This is a genomic window from Fuscovulum ytuae (assembly GCF_029953595.1).
Taxonomy (GTDB): Bacteria; Pseudomonadota; Alphaproteobacteria; order Rhodobacterales; family Rhodobacteraceae; genus Paragemmobacter; species Paragemmobacter ytuae.
Window position 1 is genome coordinate 662111 of sequence record NZ_CP124535.1, and the last position, 16766, is coordinate 678876.

General features: G+C 62.4%; 16 protein-coding genes. 9 read left to right on the forward strand and 7 right to left on the reverse strand.

The features are described 5' to 3' along the window. Positions 1 to 8: 8 nt before the first annotated feature. Positions 9 to 785: a LamB/YcsF family protein gene (locus QF092_RS03260; RefSeq protein ID WP_281467597.1), complete on the reverse strand. Its 777-nt coding sequence runs from the start codon at positions 783 to 785 to the stop codon at positions 9 to 11. A gap of 54 nt (positions 786 to 839) precedes the next feature. Here QF092_RS03260 and QF092_RS03265 point away from each other — a divergent pair, with 54 nt between their 5' ends. Further along, positions 840 to 1745: a LysR family transcriptional regulator gene (locus QF092_RS03265; RefSeq protein ID WP_281467599.1), complete on the forward strand. Its 906-nt coding sequence runs from the start codon at positions 840 to 842 to the stop codon at positions 1743 to 1745. An 18-nt stretch (positions 1746 to 1763) separates the two neighbouring features. Here the strand turns inward: QF092_RS03265 and QF092_RS03270 are convergent, their stop codons facing one another. From QF092_RS03270 to hmgA, 5 genes are all read right to left on the reverse strand, one after another. Next, positions 1764 to 1973, reverse strand: a complete 210-nt coding sequence (locus tag QF092_RS03270) for a DUF2783 domain-containing protein (protein ID WP_281467601.1) — start codon at positions 1971 to 1973, stop codon at positions 1764 to 1766. Positions 1974 to 1977: 4 nt separating this feature from the next. Then, positions 1978 to 3594 (reverse strand): FAD-dependent oxidoreductase, encoded by a 1617-nt coding sequence (locus QF092_RS03275; protein ID WP_281467604.1) that lies wholly within the window; start codon positions 3592 to 3594, stop codon positions 1978 to 1980. 10 nt (positions 3595 to 3604) lie between these two features. Then, entirely contained in the window at positions 3605 to 4555 is a 951-nt protein-coding gene (locus QF092_RS03280) for an MBL fold metallo-hydrolase (RefSeq protein WP_281467606.1), read from the reverse strand. A gap of 11 nt (positions 4556 to 4566) precedes the next feature. Beyond that, positions 4567 to 5823, reverse strand: a complete 1257-nt coding sequence (gene fahA, locus QF092_RS03285; RefSeq protein WP_281467609.1) for a fumarylacetoacetase — start codon at positions 5821 to 5823, stop codon at positions 4567 to 4569. A gap of 68 nt (positions 5824 to 5891) precedes the next feature. Continuing rightward, positions 5892 to 7247 (reverse strand): homogentisate 1,2-dioxygenase, encoded by a 1356-nt coding sequence (gene hmgA, locus QF092_RS03290; RefSeq protein WP_281467611.1) that lies wholly within the window; start codon positions 7245 to 7247, stop codon positions 5892 to 5894. A 128-nt stretch (positions 7248 to 7375) separates the two neighbouring features. Here hmgA and maiA point away from each other — a divergent pair, with 128 nt between their 5' ends. The 3 genes from maiA (at position 7376) to dusA (ending at position 9635) form a co-directional block, all read left to right on the forward strand. Further along, positions 7376 to 8014 (forward strand): maleylacetoacetate isomerase, encoded by a 639-nt coding sequence (gene maiA, locus QF092_RS03295; RefSeq protein WP_281467613.1) that lies wholly within the window; start codon positions 7376 to 7378, stop codon positions 8012 to 8014. Positions 8015 to 8062: 48 nt separating this feature from the next. Continuing rightward, positions 8063 to 8518, forward strand: a complete 456-nt coding sequence (locus QF092_RS03300; RefSeq protein WP_281467615.1) for a MarR family winged helix-turn-helix transcriptional regulator — start codon at positions 8063 to 8065, stop codon at positions 8516 to 8518. Between the two features lie 172 nt (positions 8519 to 8690). After that, complete coding sequence (gene dusA, locus QF092_RS03305) at positions 8691 to 9635, forward strand: tRNA dihydrouridine(20/20a) synthase DusA (RefSeq protein WP_281467617.1); 945 nt, start codon at positions 8691 to 8693, stop codon at positions 9633 to 9635. On the opposite strand, the gene QF092_RS03310 is transcribed toward dusA, so the two are convergent. Further along, the gene (locus QF092_RS03310) at positions 9623 to 10828 is read right to left on the reverse strand and encodes a multidrug effflux MFS transporter (RefSeq protein ID WP_281467619.1); all 1206 of its coding nucleotides are present in this window, start codon (positions 10826 to 10828) and stop codon (positions 9623 to 9625) included. The two genes, dusA and QF092_RS03310, sit on opposite strands and share 13 nt — an antisense overlap. 109 nt (positions 10829 to 10937) lie before the next feature. On the opposite strand from QF092_RS03310, the gene QF092_RS03315 reads away from it, so the two are divergent. The 5 genes from QF092_RS03315 (at position 10938) to QF092_RS03335 (ending at position 16571) form a co-directional block, all read left to right on the forward strand. Beyond that, a complete protein-coding gene (locus tag QF092_RS03315; RefSeq protein ID WP_281467621.1) occupies positions 10938 to 11693 on the forward strand; it encodes a phytanoyl-CoA dioxygenase family protein in 756 nt (251 codons plus the stop codon). Between the two features lie 61 nt (positions 11694 to 11754). Continuing rightward, positions 11755 to 12345, forward strand: a complete 591-nt coding sequence (locus QF092_RS03320; RefSeq protein WP_281467623.1) for a DUF1989 domain-containing protein — start codon at positions 11755 to 11757, stop codon at positions 12343 to 12345. Positions 12346 to 12349: 4 nt separating this feature from the next. Beyond that, positions 12350 to 13972: an MBL fold metallo-hydrolase gene (locus QF092_RS03325; protein ID WP_281467626.1), complete on the forward strand. Its 1623-nt coding sequence runs from the start codon at positions 12350 to 12352 to the stop codon at positions 13970 to 13972. A gap of 70 nt (positions 13973 to 14042) precedes the next feature. Further along, entirely contained in the window at positions 14043 to 15173 is a 1131-nt protein-coding gene (gene tgt / locus QF092_RS03330; protein ID WP_281467628.1) for a tRNA guanosine(34) transglycosylase Tgt, read from the forward strand. Between the two features lie 117 nt (positions 15174 to 15290). Continuing rightward, positions 15291 to 16571: a PAS domain-containing protein gene (locus QF092_RS03335; protein WP_281467630.1), complete on the forward strand. Its 1281-nt coding sequence runs from the start codon at positions 15291 to 15293 to the stop codon at positions 16569 to 16571. The last annotated feature ends 195 nt before the right edge of the window (positions 16572 to 16766 follow it).

Here is a 16766-nt window from a genome sequence, read left to right on the forward strand (position 1 = left end):
GGAACCTCTCAGGTATAGGGCTGCACCGCCGCCCGCACCGCTTGGGCGATGTCGATGGCGTTCGGCGTGTCGGAGTGAATGCAAATGGAATCGCAGCGGACGGGAATATCCGACCCGTCGGTCGCGGTTCCCTTGCCTTCGGTGATCGCGCGGGTGCAGCGCGCCGCCATGAGGGCGGGATCTTTCGCATCATGTTCGCGCGTCACGATCAGGCTACCGTCGGGGCGATATTCCAGATCGGCGTAGAATTCCGCGACGAAGCGATGCCCGCGCGCAGGGTAGATTTTTTCATGCAGAGTGCCAGTCATGCCAAGGATCGGCACCTGAAACACATCGGCAGCATCGCAAACGGCATGGGCAATATCCTCTTGCCGAGCGGCCATGCCGTAAAGGCTGCCATGCGGTTTGATATGGTTCAGTTCCATCCCTTCGGCCTTTAGAAAACCGCAGAGCGCGCCGATCTGATAGATCATGCAATTGGCCATCTCTTCGCGGCCCATCTTCATCTCGCGCCGCCCGAACCCTTGAAGATCGGGCAGGCTTGGATGCGCGCCGACCTTGACGCCATGCGTCTTGGCCAGTCGGACGGTGGCCCGCATGTGGTCGAAATCACTGGCATGAAAGCCGCAGGCCACATTGGCGATATGGATCAGCGGCATCAGTCCCGCATCATCCCCGATCCGCCACAGACCAAAGCTCTCGCCCATGTCACAGTTGACCGTGACTGGCATGGCACCCCCCGCAATGTCTTCGATGAGGAGATGGTGGGGCGAGTCGGATGTCATTTGCAAATACGAAATTCTGCAACACGACATCGAAAAAAGTGATACGGTTTTCGCATGCCTCTTACGCTCAAACAGCTTCGATATTTCATCGCCGCGGCCGAGACGGGGCAGATCAGCCATGCGGCGGTCGAGATGAACGTGTCGCAGTCCGCCGTTACGGCGGGCATTCAGGGCCTAGAGGCGGATTTGGGCGTGAAACTTTTGTCGCGCGGCGCGCAAGGCGTGGCGCTGACGCCAGAAGGCGCGCGGTTTCTGGCGCGGGCGCGCGGCATCATGGCGGCAGTAGAGGATGCGGTGCGCAGCCCTTTGGGTGAGGAAACCCGCCTTACGGGCCGCTTGCGCCTTGGGGTGACCTATACGGTCGCGGGCTATTTCATGGCCCGTCACTACGCCGCCTTTCGCCGCAGTTATCCGGGCATCACGCTGGAACTGACCGAGCAGCCCCGCGCTGCGATCGAGAATGCGCTGGTGACCGGGGGATTGGACCTTGCGGTTCTGCTGACCTCGAACCTTGCCAATCACGACGATCTTGATGCCGAAACCCTGTTCCGGTCGCGCCGCAGGTTGTGGCTGCCTTCGGACCACCCGCTTTTGACGCAGCCTCAGGTCAGTTTGCAGGACGTGGTCCGCCAACCTTATATCATGCTGACCGTGGATGAGGCGAACCGCACCGCAGGCCGCTATTGGGATCACTACGGACTGACGCCTGAAGTTGCCTTTTCCACCTCATCGGTTGAGGCGGTTCGGTCCATGGTCGCGGCGGGCATGGGAGTGACCATCCTGTCCGATATGGTCTATCGGCCATGGTCGCTGGATGGCCAGCGGATCGAACAGCGCGTGACGGTAGAACCTGTGCCATCAATGGATGTGGGCCTGACTTGGGCGCGGATGCGCCCGCTCTCTGCACCGGCGCAGGTGTTTCGGGCCTTCCTGTCGCTTACCCTCGGATCGGGTGGTTAAGGCGGCGACAGGTGCCCGTCACACCGCCGCCGCACCATGCGCCCCAACGTTGCGAGCAAGGGCCATCGCTTCGGCCAACACGGCATCGTCGCCGATATGGTTCATTAGGATCAGGATCAGACGCGCATTGAGCGCATGGCTTTCCGCTTCGGTCAGGCCGTCATGCGTTGCGATCAGGCGGGCATAGCTTTCATCTGGCTTCGTCAGGTTTGGGGTTGTGATCAGCACCGCTTCATTCCTTTCCGATGGCCCGCGCGACCGCTGCCGCAACGGCTGCCTCATCCAGATGATCCCAGCGCGCCGCAACATGCTGATCCGGTCGGATCAGATAAACCGCCGCCGCTGCGCCACCCAGATATCGTGCCCGAAGCTCTGACGTAGGGGGCAGCGTAAGCCCCGCCACCGCCACCCCATGTGCCGCGATCGACGCAGGCACCTCTGTCCCGATCCCCATCAGCGTAAAGCCGTGCCCTAGTCGCGCCAATAGCCAGCCGTCGCCCAAAGGCGCATCGGGGCAGGGCGACCCCGGCCGCGTCCGCGCGGGCATCTCTGCCTGATCCGGTCCGTTCAGCGCCGAGCCGTCATAGGTGCAAGGCAAAGACAGCCGTCCAGAGTTCACCACGGTTCGGGCAAAGGGCACTGTCTCGGCCAGTTCCAGAACGGCGTTGCGGAACATTTTCGAAACCGGTGTCTTCGGTGTGATGAAGTCCGTGGCGCGGGTGGAATTCAGGATATTCTCTTCGGCCCCATGCACCCGTTCGGCATCATAACTGTCCAAGAGCGTATCGGGGGCAACCCCTTGCACCACCAGCGCCAGCTTCCATGCCAGATTGTCCACGTCCTGAATGCCGGAATTCGCACCCCGCGCGCCGAAGGGGGAAACCTGATGCGCGCTATCGCCCGCAAAGAGCACGCGCCCATGGCGGAACCGCTCCATCCGGCGGCATTGGAAGGTGTAGATGGAACACCAATCCAGTTCGTACTCTACCCCCGGACCCAGCATCGCATCCACCCGCGCCCGAATGCGTTCAGGCTCTAACTCCTTAGCCCGATCGATGTTCCAGCCCAACTGGAAGTCGATCCTCCATATGTCGTCGGGCTGTTTATGCAGGAGTGCCGAGTCCCCGGATTTGAAATGCGGCTCGAACCAGAACCAGCGCTCAGTCGGGAAATCTGCCTTCATCTTGACGTCGGCGATCAGGAAATTGTCCTCGAAAACGCGGCCTTCAAAGCCAAGCCCGAGGATCCCCCGCACAGGGCTGCGCGCACCATCGCAGGCGATCAGCCAATCTGCCTGCAAGCTGTAGGGACCATCCGGGGTCATCACCTCAAGCGTCACGTGATCCGCGGCTTGGGTCACCGCCTCCACCCGGTTTTTTCCCCGGATTTCAATCGGTGCCCCGGCGGCCCGTGCGGCAAGGATGGCGTCATGCAGAAACTTTTCAAACCACGGTTGCTGCAAATTGATGAAGGCGGGCATCGCATGGCCACCTTCGGGCAAAAGGTTGAACTCGTAGAGCAGTCGGTCGTCATGGAAGACCTTGCCAAGGTTCCACTGCACGCCCTTTTCCAGCATGTGCGGTGCCGCACCCAATCTGTCGCAAATCTCCAGCGTCCGCTTGGCAAAGCACAGCGCGCGGCTGCCCAGTCCCGCCCCTTCATGATCATCCAGCAGCAGAACCGGCACCCCCCGCCGCCCAAGGTCAAGCGCGGTGGCAAGGCCAATTGGACCGCCGCCCACAACAATCACCCTGTGGCGCACAGGGTCGGCTGCTGTCTGATCCGGCGACTTCGCGTAAGGGTAAAGCTGGAAGGCAAGCGCATAGCGATCGGGCATGTCCTGCTTCATGGCGCCCCCCTCAACTTTGCAAGGCCGCCCACATCTCTAGATCGCGCTGCGCGGTCCAGATGCGGGGATGGGCGATGCCACGCGCTTCGTCATAGGCACGCGAAACGTTGAACGGCAGGCAGTGCTCGTAAATCGCGTAATCTTTGAATTTCGGGTCGCATTCTGCGCGGACCGCGTCCCAAGCCTCTTTCAGGGAACCGCCCCGCGCCACGATCCGCGCCACAGGCCGATAGGTGCTTTCGACGAAATCCTTCGTCCGGTCCAATGCACCATTCACCGCTGCACGGCCCACAACCGCATCGCCCCGACCCGGCGCGATGGCATCTAGGTCATAGGCCCGGATCGACTCCAGCGTTGCGCCCCACTCTTCGAAATGCCCGTCCCCGCAATAGCAGGCGGAATGCGCCTCAACGATATCGCCGGTGAACATGACGTTCTGATCCGGCACATGCACGACCGCATCCCCCGCCGTATGCGCCCGCCCCAACTGGCGAATATCCACCCGCCGCTTGCCCAACCAGACCGTCATCTTGCCGTTGAAGGTCGTCGTGGGCCAAGTCAGGCCGGGAATGCTTTCATGCCCCTGAAACAGACGCGGAAAGCGCTGAAACTCGCTGTCCCAATCTTCCTGCCCGCGTTCGGCCACCATGTTGCGCGCGGCCTCTGACATGATGATCTGCGACGCCCCGAAGGCCGATGCCCCCAGAACCCGTACCGCATGGTAGTGCGTCAGCACGACGTGGCTGATCGGCTTGTCCGTCACGCCCCGGATGCAATCGATCACCTTCTGCGCAAGGCGCGGCGTGGCCTGCGCCTCGACCACCATGACGCTGTCATCCCCGATGATGACGCCGGAATTCGGGTCCCCCTCGGCGGTAAAGGCGTAGAGCCCGTCACCAACTTCCGTAAAGCTGATCTTCTTTTCCGCAAGATCGCCCTGCGAGGCGAAAGCCTTTGCCATATCCCTGTTCCTTATCTTGCATAGGGGTCGGCCAGCGCGGGGAGAACCGTCCCCACACAGTCGCCAAACCCGATCCTGTAGCCATTTCCCCGGCAATGCCCGCGTAGGGTAAGCGTGTCGTTATCTTCGATGAACGTCCGCGTCCCACCTGCGATGGCGATGGGTTCCTTGCCACCCCATGACAGCTCTAGCAGGCTACCTCGGCTGTCCTTCGTGGGTCCCGAGATCGTTCCTGATCCCAGCAGGTCGCCCGTGTTCATGGGGCACCCGCTGGTCGTGTGATGCGCCAGTTGTTGCGCGGCGGAATAATACATCTCGGCATAATTCGTCCGCGCGATGACCGTCTCTGCGCCCCCCTCTGGCGCCAAGGTCACTTCCAGCGCGATGTCGTAAAGCATGGGGCCCGGTTCTTGTAGATGAGGCAGAAGCGGCACTTCGCGCGGGGGCGTTGATGCACGGAACGGCTCCAACGCCGCCTTCATCACGATCCAAGGCGAAATCGTCGTCGCGGTCGCCTTGGCCTGAAAAGGTCCAAGCGGCTGATATTCCCAAGCCTGTATGTCCCGCGCCGACCAATCGTTCAGCAGCACATAGCCGAAGATCATGGCATCCGCCTCTGCCACCGTCACCGGCCCCTCGGATGGCAGGCCGACCACCGCACCCATCTCTAACTCGATATCGAACCGCCGCGATGGCTGAAAGGCGGGCAGGGCATGATCGGGTCCTTTCACCTGACCCCAAGGCCGCCGAACCTGAGTTCCCGACACCACGACCGATGACGCCCGCCCGTTATATCCGATGGGAATATGCAGCCAGTTCGGTGGCAGCGCATTTTCCGCCCCCCGGAACATCGTGCCCACATTGGTCGCGTGGTGCCGCCCGGCATAGAAATCCGTGTACTCCGCCACAAGGAAGGGAAGATGGAACGCAACCTTGGCAAGCGGATGAAGGAACGGCTCCACCGCGACCCGCTCTCCCGCGCCATCCATCAGAATTTCCGTCACCCGTGCACGCAGCGACGCCCAGACCGCAGGCCCTGCCGCCATCACCTCGTTCCAGAACGGCACATCCAGAAGGGGCCCGCCGTCCAATGCGATCAGACCCGCTTCCTCCAGCCCCGTCACATCCAGAACGAAATCCCCGATCGCCATCCCGCAACGCGGCTCTTCGTCATCGCCCATGGAAAACACCCCGCAGGGCAGGTTGTTCAGCGGAAAGGGCGACTCTGCCGCATTCGCGCCCTGCACCCAAGACCGGATCAGGCCCATCTGGTTTCCTTCATTTTCTGTCTGAAACTATCCAACGGGGGTCCGGGGGTGTGAAACCCCCGGTTCTGTCATTTGACACCGGGCGTGCCGTCGAACTTCTTGTCCAGCGACTCCCAGCAATCGATGTAATCATCCTGCAAGGGCGCCGCCTTCGCCGCCCATTCCGTCAGATGCTGGGGAAAGCGCGTCTCGAACATGAAGCTCATGGTTTCGTCCAGCTTTTCAGGCTTTAGCGCGGCATTCGACGCGCCCTCAAACGCGTTCCGGTCCGGCCCATGCGGCAACATGCAATTGTGCAAGGACATGCCACCCGGCACGAACCCCTTGGGCTTCGCGTCATAGATGCCGTAGATATTGCCCATCAATTCGGACATGACGTTCTTGTGGTACCATGGTGGGCGGAAGCTGTTTTCCGCCACCAGCCAGCGTTCGCGGAACAGGACGAAATCGATATTCGCCGTCCCCTCTAGCCCCGAAGGCGCCGTCAGCACGGTAAAAATCGACGGGTCGGGATGATCGAATAGGATCGCCCCCACCGGGGAGTAGGTCCGTAGGTCGTATTTCCACGGCGCGTAATTCCCGTGCCACGCCACGACATCAAGGGGGCTATGCCCAATCTGCGTCCGGTGGAACTGCCCACACCATTTCAACACCACCGAAGAGGGCGCATCCCGATCTTCAAAAGCCGCGACCGGAGTCTTGAAATCGCGCGGGTTCGCCATGCAATTCGCACCGATCGGCCCGCGATGGGGCAGGGTGAAAGGCACCCCGTAATTCTCGCAGACAAAACCGCGCGCCGGGCCGTCCAGCACTTCGACCCTGTAAACCAGCCCGCGCGGCAGAAGTGCGATCTCCTTCGGTTCCACATCGATAATGCCAAGCTCCGTGCAGAAGCGCAGCCGCCCTTCCTGCGGGACGACCAGCAACTCGCCGTCGGCCGAGTAGAAATACTCATCCTCCATCGACTTCGTCACAAGATAGATATGCGACGCCATGCCCGCTTGAGTGTTCACATCCCCCGCTGTCGTGACCGTCCGCATTCCCGTGATCCACGTCAGATCCTCGGCTGCATGCGGCACCGGGTCCCAACGGTATTGGCCCAGCGAAATCACGTCCGGCAGCACATGCGGCGCAGATTTCCACAACGGCACATCAATCTTCTCGAACCGCGTCGTGTGCTTCACGCTGGGGCGGATGCGATAGCACCATGTCCGCTCAGGATGCGGCTTGGTGAAGGCCGATCCAGAGAGTTGTTCGGCATAAAGCCCGTAGGCGCATTTTTGTGGCGAATTCTGTCCTTGCGGCAGCGCGCCAGGCAGCGCCTCGGTTTCGAAATCATTGGCAAAACCGGGCATATAGCCCTCATACGGGCCGCTTTGCGACACCGCGCGGATCATCCCTTCGGGCAAGCTCTGGCTGGTCATGGGAACCTCCTAAGGGGCCTGCACCCCATTGAGTGGGGCAGGCCTTTCGAGTCACAGAATTAGTTGCAGGCGCAACTAAGTCAAGTTAAACCTGACTTCGATCTATGGCTTTGCAGAAGGGGCGGGCGATGTCGGACAGCATCATCCTGTGGGATTACTGGAGGTCATCTTCGGCCTATCGCATTCGTATCGCGCTGAACCTGCTTGGTCTGGTTTACCAGTCACGCCCCGTCGATCTGGTGGCGGGCGATCAACAAAGCGCCGACCATCTTGTTGCCAATCCGCAGGGTCTCGTTCCGGTGCTGGAAATCGACGGGCAGCGCCTGACCCAATCCCTCGCCATCCTTGAATACCTCGATGAAACCCGCAATGCGGGCTTTCTTCCCAAGGATCCCGCTGCCCGTGCCCATGCCCGCGCGCTCGCCTATGCCATCGCGATGGAGGTGCAACCGATCTGCAATCTGCGCGTGGCACGCCACGCTGTTTCTTTGGGCGGGTCAGCCACGATGGAAGGTTGGATGGGCCAATTCATCACGCTCGGTCTGCAAGGGTTCGAAGGGTTGCTGGCGCAAGGGCCTGACTTGCCCTTTTGCCATGGACATGCCCCCGGCCTTGCCGACCTTTGCCTTGTTCCGCAGGTTTACAATGCCCGCCGCTGGGGGGTGGACTTATCACCCTATCCGCGCCTTGCGGCCATTGCTGAACGCGCCGAGGCAATCGCTGCCTTTGCCGCGGCGCATCCGGACCGTGTGAAACCGCAGGCGTGACAGGCCGCCCGCCCTGTGCCACGGTCCAGCGATCCAAAGGACGCCGCCATGCCAGATCAAGCCGATTTCGACCTTGAACGCTTTCTGCCCTATCTCCTCAATCAAGCGGCTGAGGCGACGTCGCGATCCTTTCAAACCAGCTACAAATCCGCTTATGGCATGACCCGCACGCAATGGCGGGTGCTGGCCAACCTCGGCAAGTTCGGGTCCATGACCGCCCGCGACATCTGCACAATCAGCCATATTGAAAAGACCAAGGTCAGTCGCGCCGTCGCCGCCTTGGAAGAGCAAGGTATTTTGTCCCGCACCACCAGCCCGCAGGACCGCCGGGCCGAGTTTTTGTCGCTAACAGATGCAGGACGCGCGGTTTTTGCCGACCTCGGCAAGCGTGCCATCGCCTATGACCGGGCGCTGCGTGCCCGTCTTGGTCCGGAAATTACCGCCGAACTGGATGTCCTTCTTCGCCGCATCATCGCCGATGGCCCTCAAGGAGAAGACGCGTAGGCCATGCGGGCCAACGGACTGTACCCTTTCCGCATCCCGCTTTCTGCAAGGGGTCGCCAAAAGGCACCTTTTGCGGATATCAGGGCGCGGGTTGCGGCTTTCACCGCGGCCTGCGCGTGAAATGAACATGATGAAGATGGCAGAACAACCGCAGAGATTGTCCGTGGCCCCGATGATGGACTGGACGGATCGGCATTGCCGGGTTTTTCACCGTCTGATGACGCGCCGCGCCATGCTTTACACTGAGATGGTCACGGCGCCCGCGGTCGTGCATGGCGACCGCGACCGCCTTCTGGGCTATTCCAAGGAGGAGCATCCCATCGCCCTTCAACTGGGCGGGTCTGACCCTGCGGAATTGCGGGAGGCGGTGCGGCTTTCTGCGCCCTATGGTTACGACGAAATCAACCTGAACGTGGGCTGCCCCTCGGATCGGGTACAATCAGGCTGTTTTGGTGCCGTGCTCATGGAGCGCCCAACGCTCGTGGCTGAATGCGTGGCGGCGATGCAAGAGGAAAGCCCCGTTCCCGTCACGGTCAAATGCCGGATCGGCGTTGATGACCAGAACCCCGAAGAGGTGTTGCCCGATTTTCTGGAAAAGGTGGCAGCAGCAGGGGTAAGCCATTTCATCATCCATGCACGCAAGGCATGGCTTCAGGGCCTTTCGCCCAAGGAGAACCGCGAAATCCCGCCGCTGGATTACGCATTGGTCCGGCGCATGAAGGCGGAATTTCCGCATCTTACGATCTGCATCAACGGCGGGATTACGACGCTGGATCAGTCGCGCGCGATGCTGGAGGCCGGGCTTGATGGCGTGATGATCGGGCGCGCGGCCTATCACGAACCGGGGCGGGTGCTGATCGGGGCCGATGCGCTTTGGGGGGATGGGCCGGGCTTGGATGCCGTGGCGGTGGTCCATGCGATGCTGCCCTATATCGATCAGCATTTGGCGGGGGGTGGGCGGCTCCATCAAATCACCCGCCACATGCTAGGGCTGTTTCACGGTCAACCAGGGGCGCGTGGCTGGCGGCGCGTCCTTTCCGAAGGTGCATCGCGCCCCGGCGCGGGGGTGCGGCTTGTCGAAAAGGCCTTGGCAGAGGTGACGGTTCAGGCCGCCTGACGCCCTGCCAACGCCACCCGCGACAGGATCAGCGCCATCACCCCGCAGATCGCGATTGCTGCAAGCATGGGCATTGCGCTGCCATCGAAGAACGGTCCCGTCGCGGCGATCATCACGCCACCTGCCAGCATTTGAAGCGTGCCGCCAAGGGATGAGGCAAGGCCCGCAATCTCACCATGGTCCTCTAGCGCCATGACCATTGTCGTGGGGATGATCAGGCCAAGGCAGGCATTGGCAAGGAACAAACCGCCGATACAGACGGCAAGTGTCGCCAGCCCCATTGCCGCCAGCGCCAGCAACATCAGGGTAAACCCCGCAAAACCAAGGCTGGCCCAGCCAATCACTCGGCGCGCACCAAAGCGCATCCCCAAAACCCCCGCCGCCTGCGAAGCAGCAAAGAAGCCCAACGCGTTCACAGCGAAAGCCAGGGAAAACCCGGTCGGCGATAGGCCGAAGGCTTGTGTGTAGACGAAGGAGGCCGAGGCGATGAAGACGAAGAAACTCGCCATGCCGAAGCCGCCAAGAAAGGTCAGCCCCATGAAGACCCGGTCGCCCAATAGCCGCGCCATCCCGCGCCGCGCGGCCCGCATGTCAAAGGGCTGGCGATGTTCTGGGCGCAGCGTTTCGGGCTGGGCCAAGGCCAGCATGGCAAGGCTTAGAACCCCCGCAATCAGCAGCACGCCAAAGATTCCGCGCCAGCCTGTCACCTGCATCAGCCCCGCTCCCGCCAAGGGTGCCAGCATGGGCGAGACAGAGATGACCAGCATCACCGCCGCCATCAGCCGCGTTGCAGCATGGCCGGTATACATGTCCCTAATAATCGCGCGTGGCACCACCATCAGGGCCGCGCCTCCCAATCCCTGCACGAACCGCCCGGCAATCAGCCAATCGATTGTGGGCGCGAGCGTGCAGATCACCGACCCGACAAGGAAAATGGCCAGTCCCGCATAAAGCGGCTGTTTTCTGCCTGCCTGATCGGCCCATGGGCCATAGACCAGTTGCGCCAACCCGAAGGCGATAAAGTATGCCGTGATCGTCGTCTGCATTGCAGGCACCGACGTGCCCAAGGCGGCGCCAATCTGCGGCATGGCAGGCAGATACATATCAATGGCAAAGGGCCCGACACAGGACAAAAGGCCCAGAACAAGGGCGGGCCGCAGGATACTGTCGCGTGCGGGGGCGGGGGCGTGCATGGAAAAGGGCCTTGATCGGAAAAGAGCCGCAGCGGATACGCCTTTTCCCCAACGGGGTCCAGTGACATTCTGGCGACAAGGCGGGGGTCGGGCAGGGTAGAGGAACCATATGGCAGGGGATTTCGGCACGTGCGGCTGGCGGCGCGTGGCGGGGCGCGGGATAGCCGATTGGGCCGCCGCCGCACGCCCGATAGCAGAAACGGCCGTCACCGAAAGTGACCAGGCATGGCGCTGTGGTGGTACGTGGTTCGTGGGCCTCGACGCCCTTCCGAATGCCCCCGATGGCGCGGTGGGCGGAGTGGCGCTGCCATGGGCCGAGCTTGGCCTTGCCCCCGAACCGCTCCACCCGGCGCAGCTTTCCGTCACGCGCCCCGGCTATCCCCGGCAAGGCACGGAAGAGACGGAGGCTGCCTTCCGCTTTCGCCTGAACCGCGATGGGGCGCATTTGGACGGGCTACTTCCGGTGGGACCCGAAAAACGCCGCATGGTGAAGGAAGCGCATGGCTGGATTCTGGGCCTGCCACTTAACCCCGCCGATACGGGGGCGGCACCTCTTGTGGTCTGGGAAGGCAGCCACCGCATCATCGGCCCGGCGCTGCGCGCGGCCTTTGCCAGCTGTGAAGGCCCGCCAGAGGATCACGACATCACCAATGCCTATCAGGCCGTCCGCAGGCAGGTCTTCGACACCTGCCCCCGTGTAGAGTTGCCCGGCGCACCGGGGACGGCGGTGATCCTGCACCGTCACCTGATCCATGGGGTCGCCCCGTGGCGCGATGGAGCCACCGCCGATCCGCCGGGGCGTATGGTGGCCTATTTTCGCCCCTTGCTTTCTTCCGTGACAGACTGGCTGCGCCTCGAAGATTAAAAGCCGCCCCTTGCCACCGGGTCCCATCAGGCTCATCCTGCCCAAAAGACGGGAGGTTCGGATGGACACGGTTCCAGCACGTCGGGGGCGGGCGGTGCGTCTGGCAGCAGGGCAGGCGATCCGCATCGTGAACACCCATGGCACCCAAGTCGTTGACACATGGGCCTTCAACGCCGCTGATCCGAATGAGGTGATGTCGATGGAACATCTCCATGCCTTCCTCGGATCGGTCTTTCCCAAACAGGGCGATGCACTGGTAACCAACCGCCGCCGTCCGATCCTGATCCTTGAAGAGGATACCTCGCCCGGTCGCCATGACACGGTCATCGCGGCCTGCGACCTGCATCGCTACCAATCTCTGGGCTGCTCGGGCTATCACGACAATTGCACCGACAATTTACAGGCCGCCTTGGCCCTGATCGGCTTTCCCTGCACGCAAGTTCCCGCCCCCCTGAACCTGTGGATGAACATCCCAATTACCCCGGATGGCACCATCATCTGGGGCGAGCCGCTGTCACGCCCCGGTGACCATGTGACCCTGCGCGCGGTGATGGATTGCGTGGTGGTCATGTCGACATGTCCGCAAGATATGATCCCGATCAACGGCCGCGATTGCACACCCGTCTCGGTGCAGTTTGAGGTGCTGGAATAGCGCCATGTCCCACCCCATCCTCACGTTTCATGGCGCGGCGCGGGGAGTGACGGGGTCCTGCTTCCGGCTTCAGACGCGCCACGGCGCGGTCCTTGTTGATTGTGGAATGTTTCAGGGGTCGAAAACGGAAAAGGCGTTGAATTATCGCCCCTTTCCCTTTGATGTCCGGCAGATCGACGCTGTTCTTTTGACCCATGCCCATATCGATCATTCGGGTCTTCTTCCCAAACTGGTGAAGGATGGCTTTTCCGGTCCGATTCACGCCACCCCCGCCACTGTGGACCTTTGTGGCGTGATGCTGCCCGACAGCGCCCATATTCAGGAAAGCGAGGTTGAAATGCTCAACCGTCGCAACCGACGGCGCGGCGGCGAAGAGGTCACGCCCATCTATGACGGGCGCGACGCGGCACGCACTCTGGAACGCTTTCGTGGCCATCCATTGGGTGACTGGGTGCAGGTCATCCCCGGCCTGCGCGCGCGGTTCTGGAACGCAGGCCACCTTCTTGGGTCCGCCTCCGTAGAGGTGGAAATTTCCGATCCCTCCCTTCGCTTGCTGTTTTCGGGCGATATTGGGCCGGACAGCAAACTGCTCCAGCCCGATCCCGAAGGGCCAACGGGCATGGATTACGTCATCTGCGAAAGCACCTATGGCGATGTGGACCGCGTCGATGCAAGCGCCCCCGCGCGCCGCGCCATGCTGCGGGATGCGGTCAAGGCGGCGTGGCGTGAGGATGGGGTTCTTCTGATCCCAACTTTCGCCGTGGAACGCGCACAGGAACTCATCGCCGACCTGACCACGATGATGATGGCGGGCGACATTCCCTTCTGCCCTATCCATGTCGACAGCCCCATGGCGGGAAAAGCCACAGCCATTTTCCGCCGCCATGCCGCCGAACTTGAGAACGGCCGCGCGCTGGTTCATGGTTTGCAGGATCATCACCTGCGCTTTACCGAAACCGTCGAACAGTCGCGCGCGCTGGCCCATGCAAGGGGCTTTCATATCATCCTTGCCGCCTCTGGCATGTGCGAGGCGGGGCGCATCCGCCATCACCTGAAGAATTGGCTCTGGAAGGAGGAGGCAACGCTTCTTCTGGTGGGTTATCAGGCAGAGGCGACGCTGGGTCGCCTTTTGCAGGATGGCGCGCATGAGGTGCGGATTCAGGGCGAAGCCTTTCCCGTCCGCGCGCATATCCGGTCGATCGACCTTTATTCCGGCCATGCCGACGGACCGGAATTGGTGCAATGGGTTGCGGAACGCCTGCCGATCCGGGCGGGGGTCTTTCTTACGCATGGTGAGGAAGAGGCGATGTCAGGCCTTGCCGCCCGGCTGGCACCCCGTATTCCCGCCGAACGTCTTTTCATGCCCGCTTTGGATGACAGCTTTGACCTGACCCCTGATGGCCCAATCCGCCGCGCCGGAGAGGGGCCGCCGCGCCTTGCCCCCGAACAGGTGGCGCGGATGGATTGGCACAATGATGTGTCGCGGCTCATGCTGGATATTGACGAGGCTCTGCGTGCCACAACGGATGAGCGTGGTCGATCTGTCCTCATTCGCCGCCTTCGCCGCGCGCTAGAAGAAGGCGACAGCCTGCCACCCCCACGCCAAACGCACCGCCGCAGGCATTGACGGGATTGCCCCTTGCCCTTGCTTACCCCTTTGCGCCAAAAGGGGCCGCTTTCAGGAAAGGGTTTCCCTCATGGCGCAGGGCTTCGGCTTCACGCTTCAGGCGACGGATGGCAAGGCGCGCACGGGCGTGATTCAAACGACAAGGGGCGAAATTCGTACCCCCGCCTTCATGCCCGTGGGTACGGCGGCGACGGTCAAGGCGATGCTACCCGATAGCGTGCGCGCCACAGGGGCCGATATCCTTTTGGGCAACACATACCACCTGATGCTGCGACCCACCGCCGAACGCATCGCGCGGCTTGGGGGTCTGCATCGCTTCATGAACTGGGATCGCCCGATCCTCACCGATAGCGGCGGATTTCAGGTCATGTCGCTGGCCTCGCTTCGCAAACTGACCGAGGAGGGGGTGCGGTTCTCCTCGCATATCGACGGGTCACGCCACATGCTGACCCCCGAACGCAGCATGGAGATCCAGCGCCTTCTTGGGTCCGACATCGTGATGTGTTTTGACGAATGCCCTGCACTTCCGGCCACGGAAGACGAGGTCGCGAAATCCATGCGGCTGTCCATGCGATGGGCGCAGAGGTCGCGCGATGCCTTTGGGGACCGTCCGGGGCACGCGCTTTTCGGCATCATGCAAGGCGGCGTCACGCGTGAGTTGCGCGAAGAGTCGGCCAGCGCGCTGCAACAGATCGGCTTTGACGGCTATGCTGTGGGTGGTCTTGCGGTGGGCGAGGGGCAAGAGGCGATGTTCTCTGTCCTTGACTATGCACCGGGTTTCCTGCCGCAAGATAAGCCGCGTTATCTGATGGGTGTGGGCAAGCCCGACGATATCGTCGGGGCCGTCGAACGCGGGATCGATATGATGGACTGCGTCCTTCCCTCCCGTTCAGGGCGCACCGGGCAGGCTTGGACACGGCGCGGGCAGGTCAACATCAAGAACGCCCGCCATCAGGATGATCCACGCCCCTTGGACGAAGACTGCACCTGTCCTGCCTGCACGGGCTATTCCCGCGCCTATCTGCACCATGTGTTCAAAGCGGGCGAGATGATTTCGGGAATGCTGCTGACATGGCACAACCTGCATTACTATCAGGAATTGATGCAGGGTCTGCGGGATGCAATCGCTGCCGGACGCTTGCAGGCCTTCGTGGCTGACTTCCATGCGACCCGCGCGGCGGGCGATATCGAGCCGCTCTGACAGGCCAGTCCGGCCCGCCCGCTAAACCAAGCGCAAAACCGGTCGTCACTCCCTTCATGAGAGTGGGACCCGGATTGCGCGGGGCAGATGTGGCATTGCCACCAGTGGGGCCAGAGGATGACAGGCCAAGATTTCTCGCGCCGCTGCGGCCCCGCCGCGCGCCCCGCAACCGGGGCTGCCCCCTTTGCAGCGGATGAGATTTTCTTTTCCCGCACCGATGAACGCGGTGTCATCTGCGCCTTCAACGATGTTTTCCTGCGTATTGCCGATTACACGGCCGCCGATCTGATTGGCGCACCGCACCGGATCATCCGCCATCCCGACATGCCCAAGGGCGTCTTTCACCTCCTGTGGGAGGGGATAAAGGCCGGCCATCCTATTGGCGCCTATGTCAAGAACCGCGCCCGTGACGGGCTGTTCTACTGGGTCTACGCCCTCGTCACCCCGATCGACGGCGGCTATCTCTCCGTCCGCATCAAACCCTGCGGCGATCTTCTGCCGGTGGTTGAGGCGGAATATGCAGCGCTTTTGGCGGCCGAGGCGGCAGGCCTGTCACCCGCCGACTCTGCCGCCACCCTCTGCGCACGCCTTGCCACCCTAGGCTTTCCCAGCCATGCGGCCTTCCAGACCGAGGCGCTGTTGCGCGAAATGCAGGCCCGCCGCGCCGCGCAAAGCCAAGGCCCCGACCGTGGGCTTGAGGCGCTGCATCGCATGGGGGCCGCCCTGCGCGCCTTGCGCGATGAGGTGGCAGCGCTGCACCGCATCTTGCGCGGGGCGGGGCTGCTTACGGCCAATATGCGGCTTGTTGCGGCCAAACTGGCCGAAGGCCGCCAAACGATTGGCGAAATTGCCCGCAGCTATGGCATCGCGTTGGATGAGATGCAGGCCCATGTCGCAGGGCTTGCCGCTTTGGCGCGCCCCGAAGGCCAACATGCCGCCTGCCCCGAGGAGCGGGCGCTTTTCCTTCTTTGCGCTGCGCGGCTGATGGATCAGGTTTGCACCGATTTCCAAAACGCTCCGGCCGCGCTGGAAGGCGTGGATCATGGGGCCGAGGCCGCGATCCTTGCCGCTGTCGCCACCCGCTATGCCGATGAGGCCCGCCCGGCGCTGGAAGACCTTGGTCAAGAGGCGCGGCATCTGCGTCGCGATGTTGAGTTCCTGCGCCGTCAGGTCGTGGGCCTTTCCACCGTTCGCATCGCCTGCCGTGTGGAAAGTGGGATGTTGCGCCAGCAATCGGCAGGTCTGGAGACCATCATCGGGCGCATCGACGATTTGCAACAGGCGATCTTCGGCGCGCTCGACCAGATCGACGGGGCGTGTCAGGGCGCCAGCGCGGCCTTCCGCGATTGGCAGATAACCGCGCCGATGGCAGGGCAGGGCGACCGCAGCGCCGCTTGATCAGGCCCCTCGCAGCTGTCGTCGGCACGCTTTATGCAAACGGGTTACATCCGGACGGGCCACCTGTCGCAGATCCGTCAGACCAAAGCCCGCTTGCCCCTGTCCGGGGAGAGGCGCAGTATGGAGGCAAGGATGACGTGAAGGCGTGGTTGACTCGCCCCCGACGGACCACCAGATATGGATGCCGAACAGGGG